Below are 21,764 nucleotides of genomic sequence, written 5' to 3'. Positions count from 1 at the left end.
GGGTGTAAGGGTCAGGCTGGGTGCCAGTGCGCTGTGCAGCTGGCGTTATCCAGGCCCGGATCAACCGCGAACGATGCCCGTCGCGTACAGCTTTTCGATCACCTGCTCATCCAGCCCCAGGCCTTCGAGGACTTCACGGGTGTTTTGCCCCAACGTCGGGGGCGCACTGCGGTAGGTGGCCGGGGTGCGCGAAAGCTTCACCGGGGAACCGATGCCCCGATAGTCGTCACCGATATCCACCAACATGCCGCGGTGCGCGGTATGCGGGTGGGCAACCACGGTGTCGACCGTCGCGATGGCCCCGCAAGGCACCCCGGCCCGGATCAGCTGTTGCGCCAACGCCGCGCCGTCATGCCGGGCCAGGTGTGTTTCCAGCGCCTGTTTCAGCGCATCGCGGTTGCCCAGGCGCGTACCGTTGTTGACGAAGCGCGGATCCTCCAGCACGTCGTCGGCGCCCAGCTGCTTGCACAATTTGGCGAACTGGCCATCGTTGCCCACCGCCAGGAAAATCCGCTCGGTGCCCGTGCAATAACTGTCATAGGGGGCAATATTGGGATGGGCATTGCCGGTCAGCTGCGGGGTCTTGCCGGACGCCAGGTAGTTCGGCACATGCGGATGCAGCAACGACACGCCGCAGTCGTACAGGGTGATGTCCAGAGACTGCCCCAGGCCGCTGCGATGCCGCTCGTTGAGTGCCAGCAGAACCCCTGCCAGGGCATTCAGGCCAGTCACCATGTCGACGATCGGCAGGCCAATGCGCAGCGGACCGCTGTCGGCTTCGCCGTTGACGCTCATCAACCCGGCCATCGCCTGGATCGCCGCGTCGTAACCCGGCAGGCCACCCAAGGGGCCATCGCCACCGAAGCCGGAGATCGCACAGTGGATCAGCCTGGGAAAACGCTGGCTCAGGACTTCGCTGTAATCGATGCCCCAGCGCTTCAAGGTACCGGGCTTGAAGTTCTCGATCAGCACATCGGCGCCTTCCAGCAGGCACATCAGCAGCTCGATGCCTTCAGGCCGGGACAGGTCCACGGCGATCCCCTGCTTGTTACGGTTGACGCCGCGAAAATACGAAGCGTCCGCGCCCTCGAAGGGTGGGCCCCAACCGCGCGTCTCATCGCCGCTCAAGGGTTCGAGCTTGATCACTTCGGCGCCATGGTCCGCCAGTGCCTGGGAACAGTAAGGCCCGCCCAGCACCCGGCTGAGGTCGATCACTTTCAGGCCCTCGAGGGCCCCTTTGGAAGGATTCATAAGTACACTCTGCTCAATTGGGTGAGGGCCGTTCAGGCCGGCAACAACTGCATGGCTTCGGCTTGCAGAAGCGGGCTTTCGTTGGCCAGGCGCGACAGCAGTCCGGCGTCGATCGCAGGCTCTGGATTCAGCGGATCGCGGGGCAAGAGTTTGTGTTGCAGCAGCAGGTGGGCCAAGGCCAGGCGCCGGGCATCATCGGGCTGACGGCTGGCTTCCCAGGCCATGAAAATCGCGGTGGCGATGTGATAGAGCGAACTGCCGGCCTGGCGTATCTGCTCGTCGCGGCGCTCATGGGCGACCTCGGCCAGTCGCGCCACGGTCCGTTGCAGCACGGACTCGAACAAGCGATGGCTCGCAGCCGGCAAGGCGGCCTCGGCCAGCACGTTGGCCAGATGCTGATGCAAAGGTTCGAGAGCATTCTCCCGGGTCACGGCGCGGCCGATATCCAGCGCCACGATATTGCTGGTGCCTTCCCAGATCGAACCCAGGTGGGCATCGCGCACCAGTCGCGCGTCGCTCCATTCTTCGATGTAGCCGATCCCGCCACGCACTTCCATGGCGTCGCCGGTGACCCGGCGCGCATCGCGGCAGGCGCGGAACTTGATCAGCGGGGTGAGGATGCGCACGCATTTGCGCGCGGCCTCATCGCCGGCATCGGCCTTGGGCAGCAGCGTAGCGATTTGCATGAACATCGAGCGTGCCTGCTCGGTGGGCAACATCATTTTCAGCAGTTGGCGCTGCATCAGCGGCATGTCGATCAAGTGCTTGCCGAAGGCCTGACGATGACGCGCGATGTACATCGCTTCGTTGACGCCCCGGCGCATCAAGCCGGCCGCACGCACGCCGTTGGACAAGCGCGACATATTGACCATGTCGGCCATTTGCTGGAAGCCGCGACCGACTTCGCCAATCAGGTAGGCGGTGGCGCCTTCCAGGGTGATCTCGCCGCTGGCCATCGAGCGCGTGCCGAGTTTGTCTTTCAAACGCTGAATCCGGTAGGCGTTGCGCGAACCGTCCGGGCGCAGCTTGGGCAACAGGAACAGGCTCACGCCCGACATACCCTCCGGCGCATCTTCCGGGCGCGCCAGGACCATGGCCAGGTCGGCATCGGGATTGGAGCAGAACCACTTTTCGCCAAACAGCTGCCACTCGCCGTCCGTCAGCCTGGCCCGGGTTTGAGTGCGCGAGACATCGGAGCCCGCCGCTTGCTCGGTCATGAACATGGCGCCCTGGAACAGAGTGTCGAAATCCTGCGAGACCAGCGACGGCAAGTACCGCGCCACCAACTCGGGGGAACCGAACTTGCGCAGGGTGCGGGTCAGGGAGTCGGTCATGCTCACCGGACAGCACAGGCCGAACTCGGCCTGTACGAACAGATAGGTCAAGGCATACTTGGTCAGCGGCAACGTGCCGTCGTCGCGGTGGCTCATCGCAGCCAGGCCGAGCTCGGCATAAGCCACCCGCTCCAGTTCGACGAAATCCGGGTGCTTCTGAATGCTCTGGATGTCTTCACCCCGACGGGTGCGCGGCAACAGTTTCGGCGGGTTCTTGTCGGCCGACAGCGCCAGCACATCGAGCTCGCCACCGGCGCGGGCGCCGAGTTGCTGCCAGGTCGGCAGCCATTGGGCATAGCGTTCGGACGGCAGATAAACCTTGAGCAAGGCGGCCAGACCGGTATCGCATTCAAACAGGTTCAGCCCCCGGCTATCGGGGATATTCAGTGGGTCGTGGTCGCGTACTGACGGGGCATTCATAGTGGCTCTCCTGATTCTTGTGAGCCAAGAGTAGGGGCGCCGCCGATAACTATCTAATACAAAGTAAATCAACTACGATAATCAAAACTTATCGTAGAACGAGGCAGATCAGCATGGATCTCAAGCAACTTCGTTACTTTGTCGCCGTCGCCGAAGAGCTGCACTTTGGACGAGCGGCCGCGCGATTGTTCATCTCCCAACCGGCCTTGAGCTTCGACATCAAGAAGCTCGAAAGCCAACTGGACATCCAGTTGCTCAATCGCAACAACAAGTCGGTGAGCTTGACCAACGCCGGCCAGGTGCTGCTCGACGAGGCGCGTTACCTGCTGCTGCGCGCCGAGCAGGCCAAGCGCCTGACCTTGCGTTCAGCCCAGGGTTTCGCCGGGCGCCTGAGTGTCGGCTTCGTCAACTCGATCCTGTACCGCGGCCTGCCTCAGGCGGTCAAAGCGTTCGAGCGGGACCACCCGGATACCGAGATCGTCCTGACGGAGATGAACAGTGCCGAACAGGCGCAGGCGTTGCAGCGCGGCCAGATCGATATCGGTTTCGTGCACTGGAGCATATTTCCCGAAAGCATTAGCTGCGAGCTGATTCTGCGCGAGCCATTTCTCTGCTGCCTGCCCTCCTCTCATCGGCTGGCGGATCAATCGCGAATCGACCTGGCGTCCCTCGCGGACGACGACTTCATCCTGTTTCCCCGCACGGTCTCCCCGCACTATCACGACCTGATCATCGCCCGCTGCGTGGCGGCCGGTTTCAGCCCGCGCATCCGCCATGAGACCCGCCTTTGGCAAACCGTGGTGACCATGGTCGCTTACGACATGGGCGTAGCCCTGGTGCCCCAGACATTAGCCACGACCTGGAAGGACGGAGTCCGTTACTGCGAAATCAACGGCACCGGCGCACTTTCCGAGATCCACGCCATTCGTCTGGCCGTGTTGCCGTCCGCCGCTGCGCAGAGCTTCCTGGAAGTATTCAAGGCCCTGCAACTGCCGGGTACGCCTGGCGTGCAAGTCGGCTCGACCATATGAAATCCCGTATCACACAATAAAATTTAATCATTATTTTTTATCGTTGCGTCTGTATAGGCTCCAACCTATCGGACCTTGCCAGCGCCGGGGGCGCCGATACATCAACAAACCTCTTAACCGTTTTCGAGGGGTCATATGAAAATAATAACAAGCAGGAACTTAATATGAATGCCGTCCAGGAAGTTGCCGCGCAGCATAAGAGAGCCCGCAAGGCGGGAGTGGCTTCGTTCATCGGAACAACCATCGAGTGGTATGACTTCTATGCCTATGGCATTGCCGCCGCCCTGGTCTTCGGCAAGGTGTTCTTTCCTGCCGACCTTGCGCCGGGCACCGCCACCTTGTTGTCCTTCCTCACACTGTGGGCCGGGTTTGTCGCGCGGCCGATAGGCGGGATCATCTTTGGGCACCTGGGCGATAAAATCGGCCGCAAGACTACCCTGGTGATCACGCTGGTCATGATGGGGGTGGCCACCACCTGCATCGGCCTGCTGCCCACTTATCTGCAGATAGGCATCTGGGCCCCGATTGCCCTGGTGGTCCTGCGCATCATCCAGGGTATCGCGGTGGGTGGTGAATGGGGTGGCGCCATTCTCATCGCCAGCGAAAACGCGCCCAAGGGCAAGGGCATCATGTATGCCGCCTTCGCCCAGCAAGGCTCCCCCGCGGGCAACCTGCTGGCGACCCTGGTGTTCTTCGGGCTCAGTGCCCTGCCGGTATCGGACTTCATGCTCTGGGGCTGGCGCATTCCGTTCCTGCTGTCCGCTGCCCTGGTGATCGTCGGCATGGTCATTCGCCTCAAGCTGGAAGAGTCGGATGACATGAAGCGTCTCATGAAGCAGAAGAAAACCGTCAAGCTGCCGATCCTTGAAGTGCTGCGCAACCATTGGCAGATCGTGCTGCTGGGTGCCGGCGTATTGCCGATCATCCATGTCACTTACTTCAAGAGTACCTTCGCCCTGTCCTGGGCCACCAAGGAATTGGGGTACGCCCAAAGCACGTTCCTCAGCGTCATCATCATGTCCCTGGTCGTGCAGTTCATTGTCCAGCCGTTCGGTGCGCTGCTGGTGTCGAAGATCGACATGCGCAAGGCCGTCGCCCTGATGATCATTCCGGAACTGATCCTCATGCCGGCGATGTTCTTCGCCGTGGAAACCAAGATCTACTGGATCGCGGCGCTCGGCATGTGCCTGGCCACCATTCCACACTCAATGTTCTACGGTGCCGTGGGCGGCATCCTGGCGCGCGCTTTCCCGACCAAGGTGCGCTACAGCGGCCTGTCGATTTCCTACCAGCTCTGTTCGCTGCTGGTCGGCGGCGCGACACCGGTATTGGCCCAAGGCATTCTCAACTCGACCGGCAGCATCATCGGCGTGGCGATCGCTTCCGCGTCCTATGCCCTGGTTTCCCTGGTGTGCATGCTCCTGCTGCTCAAGCGTATCGGCCATACGGCCTCGGATCTCTCGACCGCGGAACAGGCGGACGCCGATGAGCGCGCGCTTGAAGACAGCGGCCCATCCCCCAAGAACGGGACCGACCGCAAGCAGGGTTCAGCCGCCTTCGTGACGCCCTGATCCGACGCTTCGCACTGCGCTTGACCATGGCCAACGTCCGGATTGACTGAGGCCGTGGTCGACAACGCCATCCTCTTTCCATGAGCTGAATGACTTTCCGTTCTGTTGCAGCCCCCCTGCAACAGATACCCAAGGAGATTTTCAATGCACCACACATTTGCCTTTGCGCTGCTTGCCACACTGACGGCCAACGCCTACGCCGCTCAAGACCCGTCCAAGCTGGAAGCCCAGGTGGTTTATACCAACGGCAACGTGCTGACGGTCGACAAGGACAACAGTGCCGCTGAAGCGGTGGCGGTCCGAGACGGCAGAATCCTCGCGGTGGGAGCATCCAAGGCCCTTGCCGGATACATCGGGGCGAACACCCGGGTGGTGGACCTGAAGGGGAAAACCATGATCCCCGGGATCTACGATGCCCACAGCCATTTCGCGATTTCCAGAATCACCGGGACCTTCGTCGCCGACCTGAACAGCCCGCCCATAGGTACCGTTCGCAACATCGACGACCTCGTCGGGTTACTCAAGGCGCAACAGGCCAAGGTCGGCCCGCAGGAGTGGATCAGCGGTTCGGGGTACGACGACACGCTGCTTGCCGAGAAGCGCCATCCCACCCGCGCCGACCTCGACAAGGTGTCCAGCACCCAGCCGATTTACATCACCCATGTATCCGGTCATCTCACGGTCGCCAACAGCGCGGCACTGAAACTGGCCGGCATCACGGCCGACACTCCCAACCCGCCTGGCGGGGTCATCCGCAGGGATGCCAACGGTGAACCCAATGGCGTGCTGGAGGAGACTGCATTGCCCCTGGTGGGCAAGCTCAGGCCTGCCCTGACCGAAGCGCAACAGCTGGAAGGCATCCGCCTGGCCGGGCAGTGGTATGCGGCGCACGGTGTCACCACGGCCAATCACGGGGCCGGGACCACGCCAGTGCTGTTGAAAATGCTCGACGACTCGGCGCAGGCTGGAAAACTGCCGATCCGTGTGGTGACCTGGAGCAGTTTCGACACCATGGACGCGGTCGACAAGGTGGCGCTAACCAGCGGCAAGATCAAGGTCGGCGGGGTCAAGGAATTCTCGGACGGGTCGATTCAAGGCTATACCGGATTTCTCGGCGAGCACTACCACACGCCGTTCCATGGCGACGAGGCTTACCGCGGATTCCCACGCTTCACCCGTGAGGATCTGGCCAGTCGGGTATTGCAGGTCCACAAGTCCGGCCGCCAGATCATGATTCACGCCAATGGCGATGCGGCGATCGACGATGTGCTGTATGCCTACCGCAAAGCGCAAGAAGTGTTCCCGCGCAAAGATGCCCGGCAAGTGGTGATCCATTCGCAGATGATGCGCGAGGACCAGCTGGACGAGGTCAAGCGACTGAACGCCATCCCCTCTTTCTTTGTGCTGCACACCTATTACTGGGGTGACCGGCACCGCGACCTGTTCCTTGGCAAAAACCGCGCGGAACGTATCAGCCCGACCCGATCGGCCAAGGATCGGGGCTTGATCTACACCATCCACACCGATACCCCCATCGTTCCGATGGAACCGATGCGCCTGATCTGGGCCGCAGTGAACCGGGTGACCACCAGCGGCCAGGTCCTCGGCGCCGCCCAGCGTATTCCGGTGGCCGATGCCCTTCGCGCGACGACGATCAACGCGGCCTACCAGAACTTTGAAGAAAAGGACCGTGGGTCGATCGAGGTCGGCAAGTCTGCGGACCTGGTGGTGCTGTCGGACAACATCGCGACAGTCGATCCGATGGCCATCAAGGACATCAAGGTGCTCGAAACGATCGTAGAAGGGCAATCTGTCTACCAGGCGCCCAACTGACCCGGAATTGGCAGGCTGCTGCCTGCTATACCTGACTGACGAAAACACGGCGGCATCCGGTCGTCGCAACACCTTTGATTGAGGTGTTGCGGCGACCGGTTGAATCCGCCCAATCCTGGTGAATACAAAATGCGCGTACTTCCAGCTTCGTTACCTCTGAAAAAAATCGTACTGGCCTCTGCCATTGCCATGTCCACCTCCCTGGCTCTGGCCGGCAATGTGGTCAACCCGCATGCCGCCGAGACCATCGGCACGGTGCAGCAAGTCTATGACGGCGCCTTGATGCCCGACGTCCAGGCCAATACGTTCCGCAACATCGATCGCCTGTTCCCGACCCGGACCATCAAGCATGACGGCAAGGTCCTGGCGCTGCCGGCCGGAAAACCGCTGGCGAATTTCAAGTTCCAATCCAATGGCAAGGACTATGACCTGTACGACTACGTGTCGCTGAATCGGGTCAGTGGTTTGCTGGTGATCAAGGACGGCCGGATCGCTTATGAAACCTACCAGTTGGGCAACACCGAGAAGACACGATGGATGTCGATGTCGGTGGTCAAGTCCATCACGGCCACGCTGATCGGCGCCGCTATCCAGGACGGGCACATCAAGAGCATCGATGACCAGATCGTCAGCTACCTGCCTGAACTCAAGGGCAGTGCCTACGATGGCGTGACGGTACGCAACCTGGTGCAGATGACTTCCGGGGTGGGCTGGAACGAGGCTTACACCGATCCCAAGTCCGATCGTCGGCGCATGCTGGAGGTGCAGAATGCGCATACTCCCGGTGGCGTCCTGAAATTGATGGCCTCGCTGCCTCGGGTCGCCGAACCGGGTACGCTGTGGAACTACAGCACGGGTGAGACCCACGTCGCCGGTGCACTGGTGCGCGCAGCGGTCGGCATGCCCGTCAGCGACTACCTGTCCCAGCGCATCTGGAGCAAGGTCGGCATGGAGTCTGACGCAACCTGGTGGCTGGAATCGCCCAATGGCCTGGAAGTCGGCGGCAGCGGCCTGTCCGCCCGCCTGCGCGACTACGGGCGTTTCGGCCTGTTCCTGATGAATGGCGGCGTCGCCGATGGCGAGCAGATTCTGCCCAAGGACTGGGTGAAAGAAGCCGGGTCGCCGAAGATCGTGGATGGCAAGAAGGTGAAATATGGCTACATGCTGTGGCCGATCCCCGATGCCGAAGGTACACCCAACGAAGGCGCGTTCGAAGCACGCGGTATCTTCGGCCAGCACGTCTACGTGAACCCGAAGGAGAACGTGGTGATAGTGGTCTGGAGCGCCCTGCCCAAGCCGCAACGCATGGCCACCGTCCAGGATAACGACTTCTTTGCCGCAACGATCAAGGCGCTCAAGCAATGAGAGCGCTGGCCCTGCCCTTCTGACAGGCCCGGGCAATGCAATTGCCCGACCCGTAATCGCCTGACAATGCTTCAACGGCCGCAGTGTGTCACACCACTGCGGCCGGTCCCGGCGGGGTGGACTATGGAAAACACTGAGCCCTGTAGGAGCCGGCTTGCTGGCGAAGGCGTCTGCATGGTCACTGCAAGGCTTGAGGTAGCCTTCGCTGGCAAGCCAGCTCCTACAAGGGATCACCGGCGTATATATGAATGGTGGTCAATGCCAAACCCTGTAGGAGCCGGCTTGCTGGCGAAGGCGTCTGCATGGTCACTGCAAGGCTTGAGGTAGCCTTCGCTGGCAAGCCAGCTCCATGATCGCGCCGGGCCAGTGCCGAAGTCGCCAAGTGATTCGCCGGGTGGTCACCACGCTCATTGCGTCCGGACCTCTAGCCGGACACTCTTGAACGCCATCAGGCGCAAGTCATTTTTTCAACTTGCATTAATAAACGATCGGTCTATATTCATGCCATGACCGACTTGCCTAAACGCCGCGGGCGTCCGCCGAAAAGCCCCCGCACCAATCCCGACACCCGCAATGCGTTGATTCGCAGCGGTACCGCGCTGCTGACCGAACAGGGCTTCATGAGTACCGGCATCGATTTGCTGTTGACCCAGGTCGGCGTGCCCAAAGGCTCGTTCTACTATTATTTCGAAAGCAAGGAGGCCTTCGGGCATGCCGTGCTGGACAACTACGCCGACTATTTCGCACGGCGCCTCGATCGGCATTTCCTCAACGAAGACCTGCCGCCGCTGCAACGCATAACCGCCTTCGTCGAAGACGCCAAACGCGGCATGACCAAGTATGAATTCAAGCGTGGCTGCCTGGTGGGCAACCTGGGCCAGGAAGTGACCTTGCTGCCGGCCAGCTTCAAACAACGCCTGGACGCCGTGATCAATTCCTGGCAAGCGCGCTTGAGCAGTTGCCTGCAAACGGCCAAGGCCTGCGGTGAACTGAACCCGGCGGTGGATTGCGAGGACCAGGCGGCGTTTTTCTGGATCGGTTGGGAGGGTGCGGTACTGCGTGCGCGGCTGACTGGCAACACGCATCCGTTGGATATTTTCTTGCGCGGTTTCTTGTCAGGACTTAAAGCCTGACTTTTTTTGCACTATTTATAGACGATCAGTCTAAAAGGAGCAGAACGATGTTTGACGCCATTCTGATTGAGAAAGACGACGCGGGTTATCGCGCCACCCTGCAGAGCCTGCAAGAGACTCAGTTGCCCGAGGGTGACGTCACGGTGCGCGTGCACTACAGCACGCTGAACTACAAGGATGCCCTGGCCATCACCGGCAAAGGCCCGGTAGTGCGCAAGTTTCCGATGGTCCCGGGCATCGACCTGGCGGGCACCGTCGAGCACAGCGACAACCCGGCCTACAAAGCCGGCGACCAGGTCCTGCTCAATGGCTGGGGCGTGGGTGAAAACCATTGGGGTGGCCTGGCGCAAAAGGCACGACTCAACGGCGACTGGCTGATCCCCCTCCCCGCCGGATTCACTGCGGCACAGGCCATGGCCATCGGTACCGCCGGCTACACCGCCATGCTCTGCGTGATGGCCCTGGAACGCCACGGCGTCACGCCCGAAAGCGGCGAGATCCTGGTGACCGGCGCCAATGGCGGGGTCGGCAGTTTCGCCATCGCACTGTTGAGCGGCCTGGGTTATCAGGTCGTCGCGTCCACAGGCCGACCAGAGGAATCGGACTACCTCAAGGCGCTGGGCGCCAGCGACATCATCGACCGCGCCAGCTTGAGCGAGCCGGGCAAGCCCATGGTCAAGGAACGTTGGGCGGGCGTGATCGACTCCGTGGGCAGCCACACCCTGGCCAATGCCTGTGCCGCGACCCGTTACGGTGGTGTGGTGGCCGCGTGCGGACTGGCCCAGGGGATGGACTTCCCTGCCAGCGTGGCACCGTTCATTCTGCGCGGGATCACCCTGGCCGGGATCGATAGCGTGATGCGCCCTCGACAGGACCGGATCGACGCCTGGAATCGGCTGGATCGCGATCTGGACCGCACTCTGCTCGAGCGGATCACCCAGACGGTCGCGCTCAAAGACATAATCCCGATGGCGCAGAAACTGTTGGCTGGCCAGGTACGAGGGCGCCTGGTGGTCGCACTGGATGTGTAGGAGCGAGCTTGCTCGCGATGGTCGCCAACGATAACGCGTGTTTGCTGGATAACCGCGGTGTTCCGGAGTCCATCGCGAGCAAGCTCGCTCCTACAGATGAGGCGCTTTTGTGGTGAGACTCAGCTGGGTTTGAACCCCATGAACTGCTGCACCAGCGTCGCCAGCACCGGCTTCAACCGGGCCACCAGCGCCTCGTCCAGCGCATAGGGGGCGACTTCCTGCATGTAGCTGCGCTGTGCCAACTCGAGCTGGATCGCATGCACCCGTTGTGCAGGGTTGCCATAGGTGCGGGTGATGTGACCGCCCTTGAAGCGGCCGTTCAACACCGCCGGCAAGTCTGGCACAGCGTCTTTGGCCGAGGCCAGCAGGGTCTCGGCGATGCCGGCGGCGCAGGACGTTGCGTTGGCCGTCCCGAAGTTGAACACCGGCAGTTCGCCATCGAACAGATGGGGAATGACCGATCGAATCGAATGGGCATCCCAGAGCAAGGCATAGCCATGGACGGCTTTGATTCGCTCGAGTTCCGCCTGCAGGGCGCGGTGGTACGGCTGCCAATAAAGCTCGAGGCGCCGCGCCGTTTCCGCTTCGTCTGGCGCCTGCCCATCGAGGTACAGGGGCACGCCGTCGAAGGTGGTGAGCGGACACAGGCCGGTGGTGTTCTGGCCGGGGTACAGGTTTTCGCCGTCGGTCGGGCGATTCAGGTCGATCACATACCGCGAGCACAGCGGCCGCAGGACGGATGCGCCCAGAGCGCCGGCAAAGTCGTACAGCGATTCGATATGCCAGTCCGTGTCGTCCACGGCAAGCCCGGTCGGGCTGAACCGGGGACGAAGGTCGTCGGGCAGATGGGTCCCCACATGCGGCATGGAGATCAGCAGCGGCCCCTGGCCCTGCTGCAGGGTAAATACGGCGTCGTGATTCATACGGCTTCCTTCAACAATTGGGCAAGGGTGGCGCGGTAGTCGTGCAGAGCGTTGACCTGCAGCGCATGTTGGCCGTTATCGATGACTTTGTTCCCGCCGACGAACACGTCGCGCACCGGATTACCGCCGTGCTCGCAGAACACCAGCGCAGAGAGCAGTTGGCGCGGATTGTCGGGGTCGACATTGGGCGCATCCCGGTCGATCACGACGAAGTCGGCGCGCTGCCCCACGGACAACCCCGCGACTCGCCGACCGGTTGCGGCGGCGCCGCCGATCACCGCCTGGCCGAACAACCGGTCGGCGATCACCGGCGCGTTGACGTCGGCCAGTACGTTGCGGCGGCGGTGCAGCAGGCGCTGGCCGTACTCGAGCAAGCGCAGTTCGGACCAGGGGTTGACGGTGATATTGCTGTCGGAGCCAATCCCCCAGCGACCGTTGGCCGCCAGGTACCGCTGCGCATCGAACACACCGTCGCCCAGGTTGGCCTCGGTCGTCAGGCACAGGCCCGCCGTGGCGCCACTGCGCGCGAGGTCGGCGTATTCGCTGTCGTTCATGTGCGTGGCATGCACCAGGCACCAGCGGCTGTCCACGGGCTGGCGCGCCAGCAGCCATGCCACCGGACGCTGGCCGAGGGCGGCGATGCAGTCGTCGACTTCCTTGGTCTGCTCGGCGATATGAACGTGGATCGGCGCCTGGTCGTCATCGGCATCCAGGCCCTCGAGCAGCGTCGACAGCGACGTCTCGGACACCGCGCGCAACGAATGCGGGGCCACGCCATAACGCAGATTGGCGTTCTCGGGCATGGAGGCCTTCATCCGCTGGCGCAGCGCCAGAATCCACTCCGGCGAGGAGATGAAGCGTCGTTGGTGCGCCAGGGGCTCGGTCTGCCCGAAGCCGCTGTACTGATAGAGAACCGGCAACAACGTCATGCCGATTCCGACCTCCTGCGCCGCGCTGACGATGCGCTGCGCAAGCTCTGCCGGATTGGCATAAGGCTGCCCGTCGGCGCCGTGGTGCACATAGTGAAACTCGCACACCGACGTGTAACCGGCCTTGAGCATCTCGATGTAGAGCTGGCGCCCGATGGCGTGCAAATGTTCTGGCTGCAGACGCTGGGCGAACCGGTACATCAAGGTGCGCCAGCTCCAGAACGAATCGGCCGGGTCGCCCATGGTTTCGGTCAGGCCGGCCATGGCGCGCTGGAACGTATGGGAATGCACATTCGGCATGCCGCTGACCACTGGCCCGGACGCCAGTGGCATGTCCGGGCTGCGGGTGGCATCGACACGGATTTCGCTCAGGTCGCCGGCCTCGTCCCAGCGCAACAGCACATTGTCGTGCCATCCACCAGGCAGCAGTGCACGTTCGGCAAACAGGCTGCGATGGGTCAAATCAGGATTTGAATCGCGATCCATGGGAGCATTTACATCGACATCGGGCTTCACGGTAACCTCGCAAAAAACAGACAGGAACGGGCCGATCAGCCGGCGTGCGAAGCGTCGCGGGCCAGGACACTTTGCAGGAAGCTGCGGGTGCGCGCTTCCTTGGGTGCGGTGAACAACTCGGCTGGCGGCGCTGCCTCGACGATCGCGCCCTGGTCCATGACCACCACCACGTCGGCCACTTCACGGGCAAATCCCATCTCGTGGGTGACGATGATCATGGTCATGCCTTCGGCGGCCAAGGTCTGCATCACCTGCAACACTTCACCCACCAGTTCCGGGTCGAGCGCCGAGGTCGGCTCATCGAACAACATCACTTTAGGGTCCATGGCCAAGGCGCGGGCAATGGCCACTCGCTGCTTCTGGCCGCCGGACAGGGTGCCGGGATACACATCGGCCTTGTGTTTCAGGCCAACCTTGTCGAGCAGCTGCAAGCCCTGCTCATGGGCTTCCTTGCGCGACTTCCGGTGCAGGGACAGGGGCGCCAGCGTGACGTTTTCCAGCACCGTCAGATGCGGGAACAGATTGAACGACTGAAAGACCATGCCCACTTCGCTGCGCATTTCATCCAGTTTCGCTTCGGACATCATCTGGCCCTGCTCGACCACGGTGTGGCCGCAGACGTGCAGCGTGCCGCCTTCCGCGGTTTCCAGGCCGTTCATGCAGCGCAGGAAGGTGCTCTTGCCCGAGCCGCTGGGCCCGATCACCACGACCACCTGGCTGGTCTGCACGGAAAAATCGATGTTATGCAGCACCTGGTGCGTCCCGAAGGATTTGCTCAGGTTCTTGATGTCGATAATGGTTGCACTCATCACACTCTCCCGTCCGCACGCAGCATTTGTTCGGTTCTACGCAGAATCAATGTCGTGGTACCGGTGAGTATCAAGTAGATGACTGCGATGGCCAGGTACACTTCCAGCGAGCGGTAGGACACGCTGATGATTTTCTCGCCTTCGTGCATCACGTCGGCAATGGTCAACAACGACACAAGTGCAGAGTTCTTGATCAAGGCGATGAACTCGTTGCCCAGTGCCGGGATCATGCGGACGAATGCCTGGGGCAGGATGACCTTGCGCATCGCCATTCGGTACGGCAAGCCCAGCGAGCGCGCGGCTTCCATCTGGCCTTTTTCGACCGACTGAATCGAACCGCGGACGATTTCCGACACGTAGGCCGCGCTGTAGATACCCAGGCCGAAAATGCCGCACACATAGGCAGGCAACTGAATGCCAAAATGCGGCAAGCCGAAAAACAGGATGAACAGTTGCACCAGCAGCGGCGTGCCGCGTACCAGTGTCAGGTAGGTGGTGCAGAAACCGTAGATGATCGCGCGGTCTTTGTTCAGCCGACCAAGCCCGATCAACAAACCCAGAATACAACTGAGCACCAGCGCTGCAGCCGTGATTTCGAGGGTGACGCCGGTGCCCGCCAAAAGCGCGCGCCAGCCCGCCCAGACCGGGGAAAAATCGAGGTCCATATATGTACTCCGCAAGTTAAGCCACTGGAAGACATCCGGCGCGAATACGCAGGACGGCGATCAGGTCATTATTCTTTTGTTGTGCCAAACCACTTGAGTGTCAGTGCTGCGTATTCACCGTTGTTGCGCAGGGTTTGCAACGCCTGGTTCATTTGCTGAGCCAGTTCGGTGTCTTTCTTGCGGATGGCAAAACCATACAACTCGGTGGTCAGGCCTTCATCCAGTACCCGAACCCGCGGCTCGGACTTGGCATATTCCACCGCGGCTGGCCGTCCGGTGACGGCGGCGTTGACCCGGCCGATGGTCAGCAGGTCGAACATGGCCTGGTTCTTCTCGACTTCGACAACCTGGACCGCCGGGTAATGGTTTTTCAGGAACTCGATCGATTTGGTGCCTACCTGCGCGGTGACTTTCTTGCCGGCCACCAGGTCGGCGGGTTTATTGATCGTGGTGTCGTCCTTGAGGACCAGCACCGCCAGACCGCCACGGTAGTAGGAGTCGGTGAAGTTGACGACCTGGCGGCGTTCGTCGGTCATGTAGATGGCCGAGGCCGCCACATCGAACCGGTTGGAGATCAGGCCGGGAATCAGCCCTTTGAAACCGATGTCGACCCATTCAACTTTCTTGCCCATCTGTTTGCCCAAGGCTTCGATCAATTCGACATCGAAGCCTGTGCGCTGACCGTCCTTGATAAATTCCATTGGCGGGAATGTGGCATCGGTGCCGACTCGCATCACCTCATCCGCCGCCTGGGCAGGCATACAGATCATGGTGAGCAGGGCAAATACCGCAGCGATCGGGCTTAGCAACTTGGAAGCATTCATCAAGGGGTCCTCGGCGAGGGTGAGTTCTGAAAAGGGTCAGAACAGTGGGCAAGCGACAGGCTAGAACCGATTGCTGATACGGCTGCCTGCTTTTCTTGTGAGGCTGATCAGCTCAGCTTCGCGTGATCCAACTCGTAGCGACGGCGCCATCAACGTGATGGTGCCCTGGAGACTTTCATCATGGGAAATCAGTGGCACACTGACCCCCCAGACGCCCAGGTCGACTTCACTGTCGCTGGTGGCGAAACGGTTCCTGCGGATTTCAATGATTTCCTTTTCCAATGCCTGCAGGCATTGCGGCGAGTCGCCCAACTGCTCCTGCATCAGGCGCTGGCGAAGCTCTTCGGGCAGAAATGCCAGCAGGCTCTTTGCCGATGCGCCATGCATCAACGAATGCGCGCGGCCCTTGGTAAAGGAGCAGCGCAGCGACCGGTTGCACTCTTCCATCGCAATGCAGACCATCTGTTCGTTGCTGTACACCAGCAGGCCGACACTTTCGCCGGTCCGTTCCACCAGTGCGCTGATTTCGTCGCGGCTCTGGTTGATCAGGTTCGAGTTCTGATCAAAACCCCAGGCCAGTTGCACACCCGTGGCCCCCGGTGCAAAGAGGCCCGATGTCATGTGCTCCTGCAACAGCCCCCACTTCTTCAGGACCGCAAGGTGACGGTAAACCGTACTTAACGGCATCCCCACTTGCGAGGCTATGCGCTTGGCACCCATCGGCCGTCCGGCCTTGGCCACGCAGGCCAATACCTGCAGGACACGATCGACGATGCTTTTGGTTCCAGAATCGTTCATGGCTTCAGTATAGGTAGCTATTATCAGTTTTGGAGTCGTGTTCTCATCCTGCGGGAAATACGGCCACACTAATTTCGTTGCCCGCGAATGGCGCTCATCAGAGGGCGAAAAACATGGCAATCACGCCAGTACCCGTCGACCCCCCTTACGCGCCGGCCGTGGATATCCCGAGCACGCTCACCCAGCTCTACAACCTGGACCTCGCCCCCACTCAGCCGGAGGGGCGAACCTGGGGCACGTTCAGCCTGTTCGCGATGTGGATGTCCGACGTGCACTCGGTCGGGGGTTATACCTTTGCCGCCAGTCTGTTCTTTCTGGGGCTGGCGGGCTGGCAGGTGTTGCTGTCAATGACTGCCGGGATCACGCTGGTCTACTTTCTGATGAACCTGATCGGCAGGCCGTCGCAAAAGTACGGCATTCCGTTTCCAGTGGTCGCGCGCCTGTCCTTCGGCGTGATGGGCGCCAATCTGGCGGCGACCGTGCGCGGGATCGTCGGCATCGTCTGGTACGGGGTGCAGACGTATTTCGCTTCCAAGGCGGTGCAGGTGCTGGTCATCACCTTGATGCCCTCGGCTGCGGAGTTGACCCACACCAGTCTGCTGGGCCTGTCCACGCTGGGCTGGATGAGCTTTGCGTTCATGTGGTTCTTTCAGCTGGTGATCTTCCTGGCGGGTATGGAGACGATTCGCAAATTCATCGATTTTTGCGGTCCGGTCATTTATCTGGTGATGTTCGTGCTGGCCGGCTGGATTATCTCGAAGACCGGCCTGGACAGTTTCTCGATGCAGCTGGCCCACCGACAGTTCACCGGATGGGAGTCCATTGGCCTGATGGCTAACGCGGCAATGCTGATCGTGGCCTACTTTGCGGCCCTGCTCCTCAATTTTGGTGACTTTGCACGCTTTGCCAAGAGCGAGTCCGTGATGAAGAAGGGCAACTTCTGGGGCCTTCCGGTCAACTTCATCCTGTTTGCGTTAATCACGGTCATTGTCACTGGCGGTTCGATACAAGTGTTCGGCGAGGCCATCATGGACCCCGTGTTGATCGTTGAAAGAATCAATAACCCGATCGTCTCGATCATCGGCGCCATTACGTTCATCGTCGCCACGATGGGCATCAACATCGTGGCCAACTTCGTCTCCCCCGCCTATGACATCGCCAACCTGGCGCCGCAGAAAATCAACTTCAGGCTGGGGGGCTTGATCGCCTCGATCCTGTCGGTGCTGGTCTGCCCGTGGCTGTTCGTGTCGAGTCCGCAGGCGATCACGATTTTCGTCAGCGTCTTCGGCGCAGTGTTGGGGCCGATGTTCGGCATCATGGTCTCGGACTACTACCTGGTGAAGCGGCAGATCATCAAGCTGGAGGATCTGTACACCCTGTCTCCCGAAGGCTCGCTGTACTTCAAGGGCGGCTGGAACACCAAGGCCTTGTTCGCGCTGATCGTTTCGGGAAGCCTGTCGATCAGCCTGGCTTTGCTGGGCGCATTCGGGCTGATGTTCAACATCGGCGACTGGGGCTGGCTGATAGGGGCGGTCAGCGGTGCGTTGATCCATGTGGTGGCCAGTCGCATGGGGGCGGCTGGGTCGCCGCGTGCCTGAACGCTGTTTTCGTTTCTGTCCTGGGCTGTTTGGACGATGCCATCGTTGTGCCATTGAATATGCTGATGCAGGAGCTGGCTTGCCAGCGAAAGCGGCGTGTCAGTCAGCATATTTGCTGGCAGTGACGACGCCTTCGCTGGCAAGCCAGCTCCTACAAGGGGCCGCCACGATCGGCCCCTTCATCAGAATAATAAATGTGTCCATACAGGATTTGACCATGGCCTCTGCTTCCGCCAGCTTTTTCCTTGACATGAGCGTTCGTAAAAAACTGCTCACCGGCTTCGGCCTGGTGTTGTCGGTCAACCTGTTGGTGGCCCTGGTCAGTTTCGATGCCCTTGATCGCACGCTCAAGCGCTTTGACACCGTGCTCAAGGTCAGGGAGCTCGACACCCGGCTCTACCAGGTGCGGCAACACGAGAAGAACTTCATTATCAGCGGGGATGACAGGGACATCCAAAGCGCCGTGGTCACCCTCGACGAGATCCGGCGGATCGCTGCCGACAGCCTCAAAGTCATGTTCGTCCCGCAGACCATCACCCTGATGAAACAGGTCAGCCAGGACGTCGACCACTACCAGGATAAATTGCTCGAGCTCAGCCAGGCGTCGATCCAGAATCGTGCAACCCAGGCCGCCATGGAAGTGTCGGCGCGGGAGGCGGTGAAACAATTCGACGCTCTGGAGGCCAGCCTCGCGGCGACGGCGGTCAGTGAAATTCGCGAAAACGCCGATGAGCACAGCCTTCGCTCCCTGGAGTTTGCTCGCCAGGCCAGCGACCTGACCAAGGACGTGCTGAATGCACGCCGGAGTGAAAAAGACTTCATCCTGCGCGGCGAGCAGCAGTATGCCGATCGGTTGCTGGCCCACTTCGAAAAAGTGAACAAGTCCGGCAAGCAATTGCGCAATAGCCTGATCGACCCTGCCACCCAAGGCAACATCGACGCCGCACTGCGCCAGCTCTCACGCTACCAGGCGGATTTTGGCGAACTGCAGCAAAGCCTGCGCACGCTGAAAACGACCCAGGCTGAAATGAATGAGCGCGCGACACAGGCCGCGACCGCGTCCAATGACGCGGTGAACCTGCAGCTGAAAATCCTCGAATCCCAGGCCAGCCAAGCCAAGACCCTGTTAGGCGTAGCGACCCTGGTGGGTTTCATCGTGGGCCTGCTGGCCGCCCTGCTGATTGCCCGGATGATCGTCGTGCCGCTGCAGCGCGTGGTGGGCCTGGCCCGCAAAGTCGCTGACGGCGACCTTTCGCAAGACATCCTCAGCGACCGTAAAGACGAGCTGGGCATGCTGATGCAAGCCATGCAGTCCATGACCCTGAGCTTGCGCAACCTGCTCACTCGCCTGAGCGGCAGCATTGAACAACTGGCGACCGCTGCCGAGGAAATGTCCGCGGTCACGGAACAGAGCAGCACCGGCATTACCCGGCAGAAGCTGGAAACCGAACAGGTCGCCACCGCCATGCACGAAATGGTCGCCACCGTGCAGGATGTGGCACGCAACGCCGAAGCCGCAGCCAGCTCCGCCGATCAGGCCGACCGGCAAGCGAATCAGGGCACGCTGGTGGTTCAGCAGACCATAGTGCGCATCGAGAAACTGGCCCTGACCGTGGAGCATTCCGCGCAGTCCATCGAGCGCCTGAACCATGACAGCGCCAACATCGGCACGGTATTGGATGTGATCAAGAGTATCGCCGAGCAGACCAACCTGCTCGCCCTCAACGCGGCTATCGAAGCCGCGCGCGCGGGTGATGCCGGTCGAGGTTTTGCCGTGGTGGCTGACGAAGTTCGCGCGTTGGCCCGCCGCACCCAGGAATCGACGGCGCAGATTGAAGGCCTGATCGGCACCTTGCAAACCGGAGCGCAAGGAGCGGTAGAGATGATGGGCATGAGCCGCGTCGAAGCCGGCCATACCGTGGGGTCGGCCAAGGAAGCCGGTGCGGTCCTGGCAACGATCAACGCTGCCGTGTCGAATATTCAGCAGATGAATCAGCAGATCGCTACCGCCGCCGAGCAACAGAGTTCGGTGGCCGAAGGGATCAATCGCAGCGTTGCAAGTATTCGCGATGTCGCGGAACAGTCGGCTGCCGCCGCAACAGACTCTGCTGCCGCCAGCAGTGATCTGGCGCGCCTGGGCGGCGAATTGCAAACCATGGTCAGCCGCTTCAAATTGGTCTGAGGCAGCAACAAGCCAGGCCCTGTCGCACCGATTCTGGACGGCCGGGCCAGGCTTGCCCTCCCCCTTATAGATGATCCCAGGTCATCCATACCTTGATGATCCATCCTTTGTCAGTCCCTGAAGAGTGGCCTCTAATGCCGCGAAGCCAGTGATCCCTATCACTGATTTCAACAATAAAAGCTCTTCCAGGAGATACCATGCACAGCGGTCCCACTCTTTTGCTGGTGTTGTTTTGCGCCATCTTTCTGATCGTTTTCCTAATCGTCAAAGTCCGCCTCCACGCCTTCCTGGCCTTGACCGCAGCGAGTTTCGTGGTGGGGATCGGTTCAGGCATGCCACTGGCGCAAATGGCCTCTTCCTATGAAAAAGGTGTCGGTGGAACACTCGGGTTCCTCGCAACGGTCATTGGCCTTGGCGCCATACTCGGCAAGATGCTCGAAGAATCCGGTGGCGCGGAACGCATCGCCCGCACGCTACTGAGCGCCATGGGTAAAGAGCGTGCGTCATGGGCCATGATGCTCGTCGGATTCATTGCGGGCATCCCCGTGTTCTTCGAGGTGGGATTCGTCCTGCTCATTCCGCTGATCTATGTGGTCGCGAAAGAGACCAGAATCAACCTGCTGTACCTGGGCGTGCCCTTGGCCGTATCGCTGATGGCCGTTCATTGCATGTTGCCCCCGCACCCCGCCGCCATGGCGATTACCGGGATGCTGGGCGCCGATGTCGGCAAGGTTATCGTGTACGGCCTGATTGTCGCGCTGCCGACCGCCATCATTGCCGGGCCGCTGTGGATCAAGCTGGTCTGCAAGAGTGAAGCGCCTGACACTCAAGCCGCGTTCCTCGACGAACATTGCGATGACAGCACCACCCGGGACTTGCCAGGCCTCGGTTTGACGCTGCTGACCATCCTGTTGCCACTGCTGCTGATGGTCGGGAAAAGCCTCGCGACCGCCCTGCCCCATGACTCGGGCGCATTCAGTGTCATTTCGTTCCTCGGCACGCCGCTGATTGCCCTGTCCATTGCCGTGGTGTTCGCCTACTGGGCGCTGGGCCTGCGTCGCGGCTTATCGATGCCTGACTTGCTCGCGCACACTCAGAAGAGCTTTCCTCCACTGGCCAGCATTCTGTTGATCATCGGTGCCGGTGGGGCATTCAACGGCATCCTGGTCGACAGCGGCGTGGGTAACGCGCTGGCCGGTTCGCTGACGCAATTGAACATGAATCCCATCGTCCTGGCGTGGTTGGTGGCCGGGTTGATGCACTTCGCCGTCGGTTCGGCAACAGTGGCCATGATCAGCGCGGCGGGCATGGTCCTGCCGATGCTGGGCGCGCATCCCGGCGTGAGCAAGGAAATCATCTGCATCGCCATCGGCGCCGGCGCCATTGGCTGGACCCATGTGACGGACTCCGCCTTCTGGGTGGTCAAGGAATACCTGGGGGTCTCGCTGGCCGAAGCCTTGAAGAAATTCACCCTGGCCACCGTGCTGGCGTCCCTGGTCGCGCTGGGCCTGACCCTGCTGCTGTCGAACTTCGTTTGAATCAACCCGTATT

The 21,764-nt window shown here is 61.1% G+C and carries 17 protein-coding genes; 9 read left to right on the top strand and 8 right to left on the bottom strand.

The window, feature by feature from the left end; all coding sequences use genetic code 11:
• Positions 1 to 60: 60 nt before the first annotated feature.
• Complete coding sequence (locus tag ELQ88_RS17510) at positions 61 to 1,251, bottom strand: CaiB/BaiF CoA-transferase family protein (RefSeq protein WP_138966620.1); 1,191 nt, start codon at positions 1,249 to 1,251, stop codon at positions 61 to 63.
• A gap of 32 nt (positions 1,252 to 1,283) precedes the next feature.
• Positions 1,284 to 3,005: an acyl-CoA dehydrogenase family protein gene (locus tag ELQ88_RS17505; RefSeq protein WP_138966619.1), complete on the bottom strand. Its 1,722-nt coding sequence runs from the start codon at positions 3,003 to 3,005 to the stop codon at positions 1,284 to 1,286.
• Positions 3,006 to 3,118: 113 nt separating this feature from the next.
• Between ELQ88_RS17505 and ELQ88_RS17500 the strand changes: the two genes are divergently transcribed.
• From ELQ88_RS17500 to ELQ88_RS17475, 6 genes are all read left to right on the top strand, one after another.
• Entirely contained in the window at positions 3,119 to 4,036 is a 918-nt protein-coding gene (locus ELQ88_RS17500) for a LysR substrate-binding domain-containing protein (protein ID WP_138966617.1), read from the top strand.
• A gap of 164 nt (positions 4,037 to 4,200) precedes the next feature.
• Complete coding sequence (locus tag ELQ88_RS17495; protein ID WP_128871407.1) at positions 4,201 to 5,607, top strand: MFS transporter; 1,407 nt, start codon at positions 4,201 to 4,203, stop codon at positions 5,605 to 5,607.
• A gap of 144 nt (positions 5,608 to 5,751) precedes the next feature.
• Positions 5,752 to 7,440 (top strand): amidohydrolase, encoded by a 1,689-nt coding sequence (locus ELQ88_RS17490; RefSeq protein ID WP_138966615.1) that lies wholly within the window; start codon positions 5,752 to 5,754, stop codon positions 7,438 to 7,440.
• 129 nt (positions 7,441 to 7,569) lie between these two features.
• Entirely contained in the window at positions 7,570 to 8,805 is a 1,236-nt protein-coding gene (locus ELQ88_RS17485; RefSeq protein WP_138966613.1) for a serine hydrolase, read from the top strand.
• A 506-nt stretch (positions 8,806 to 9,311) separates the two neighbouring features.
• A complete protein-coding gene (locus ELQ88_RS17480; protein WP_128871409.1) occupies positions 9,312 to 9,938 on the top strand; it encodes a TetR/AcrR family transcriptional regulator in 627 nt (208 codons plus the stop codon).
• Positions 9,939 to 9,985: 47 nt separating this feature from the next.
• Entirely contained in the window at positions 9,986 to 10,969 is a 984-nt protein-coding gene (locus ELQ88_RS17475) for an MDR family oxidoreductase (RefSeq protein WP_138966612.1), read from the top strand.
• Between the two features lie 119 nt (positions 10,970 to 11,088).
• On the opposite strand, the gene hutG is transcribed toward ELQ88_RS17475, so the two are convergent.
• The 6 genes from hutG to ELQ88_RS17445 all read right to left on the bottom strand — a co-directional run bounded on the left by hutG (position 11,089) and on the right by ELQ88_RS17445 (position 16,502).
• Entirely contained in the window at positions 11,089 to 11,892 is an 804-nt protein-coding gene (gene hutG, locus ELQ88_RS17470) for an N-formylglutamate deformylase (RefSeq protein ID WP_138966610.1), read from the bottom strand.
• Positions 11,889 to 13,307, bottom strand: a complete 1,419-nt coding sequence (locus ELQ88_RS17465) for a formimidoylglutamate deiminase (RefSeq protein ID WP_138966608.1) — start codon at positions 13,305 to 13,307, stop codon at positions 11,889 to 11,891. Before ELQ88_RS17465 ends, hutG begins: the two co-directional genes overlap by 4 nt.
• A 65-nt stretch (positions 13,308 to 13,372) precedes the next feature.
• A complete protein-coding gene (locus ELQ88_RS17460; RefSeq protein ID WP_128871411.1) occupies positions 13,373 to 14,146 on the bottom strand; it encodes an amino acid ABC transporter ATP-binding protein in 774 nt (257 codons plus the stop codon).
• Positions 14,146 to 14,811, bottom strand: a complete 666-nt coding sequence (locus ELQ88_RS17455; RefSeq protein ID WP_138966606.1) for an amino acid ABC transporter permease — start codon at positions 14,809 to 14,811, stop codon at positions 14,146 to 14,148. The genes ELQ88_RS17460 and ELQ88_RS17455 overlap by 1 nt, the downstream gene beginning before the upstream one ends.
• A gap of 68 nt (positions 14,812 to 14,879) precedes the next feature.
• The gene (locus ELQ88_RS17450; protein ID WP_138966604.1) at positions 14,880 to 15,635 is read right to left on the bottom strand and encodes a transporter substrate-binding domain-containing protein; all 756 of its coding nucleotides are present in this window, start codon (positions 15,633 to 15,635) and stop codon (positions 14,880 to 14,882) included.
• A gap of 60 nt (positions 15,636 to 15,695) precedes the next feature.
• Positions 15,696 to 16,502 carry an IclR family transcriptional regulator gene (locus ELQ88_RS17445; protein WP_218190517.1) on the bottom strand — a complete coding sequence of 269 codons (807 nt, stop codon included), beginning with the start codon at positions 16,500 to 16,502 and terminating at the stop codon, positions 15,696 to 15,698.
• A gap of 44 nt (positions 16,503 to 16,546) precedes the next feature.
• On the opposite strand from ELQ88_RS17445, the gene ELQ88_RS17440 reads away from it, so the two are divergent.
• The 3 genes from ELQ88_RS17440 (at position 16,547) to ELQ88_RS17430 (ending at position 21,751) form a co-directional block, all read left to right on the top strand.
• Complete coding sequence (locus tag ELQ88_RS17440) at positions 16,547 to 18,031, top strand: NCS1 family nucleobase:cation symporter-1 (RefSeq protein ID WP_138966602.1); 1,485 nt, start codon at positions 16,547 to 16,549, stop codon at positions 18,029 to 18,031.
• A 217-nt stretch (positions 18,032 to 18,248) separates the two neighbouring features.
• On the top strand, positions 18,249 to 20,213 hold the full coding sequence (locus ELQ88_RS17435) for a methyl-accepting chemotaxis protein (protein WP_138966600.1): 1,965 nt from the start codon (positions 18,249 to 18,251) through the stop codon (positions 20,211 to 20,213).
• Between the two features lie 197 nt (positions 20,214 to 20,410).
• Positions 20,411 to 21,751, top strand: a complete 1,341-nt coding sequence (locus tag ELQ88_RS17430; RefSeq protein WP_128871415.1) for a gluconate:H+ symporter — start codon at positions 20,411 to 20,413, stop codon at positions 21,749 to 21,751.
• Positions 21,752 to 21,764: the final 13 nt, after the last annotated feature.

The sequence above is a fragment of the Pseudomonas sp. MPC6 genome (assembly GCF_006094435.1).
In the GTDB taxonomy this organism is placed as follows: domain Bacteria; phylum Pseudomonadota; class Gammaproteobacteria; order Pseudomonadales; family Pseudomonadaceae; genus Aquipseudomonas.
Note: the sequence above shows the minus strand (reverse complement) of the source record. Positions and strands in the feature narration are given on the sequence as shown.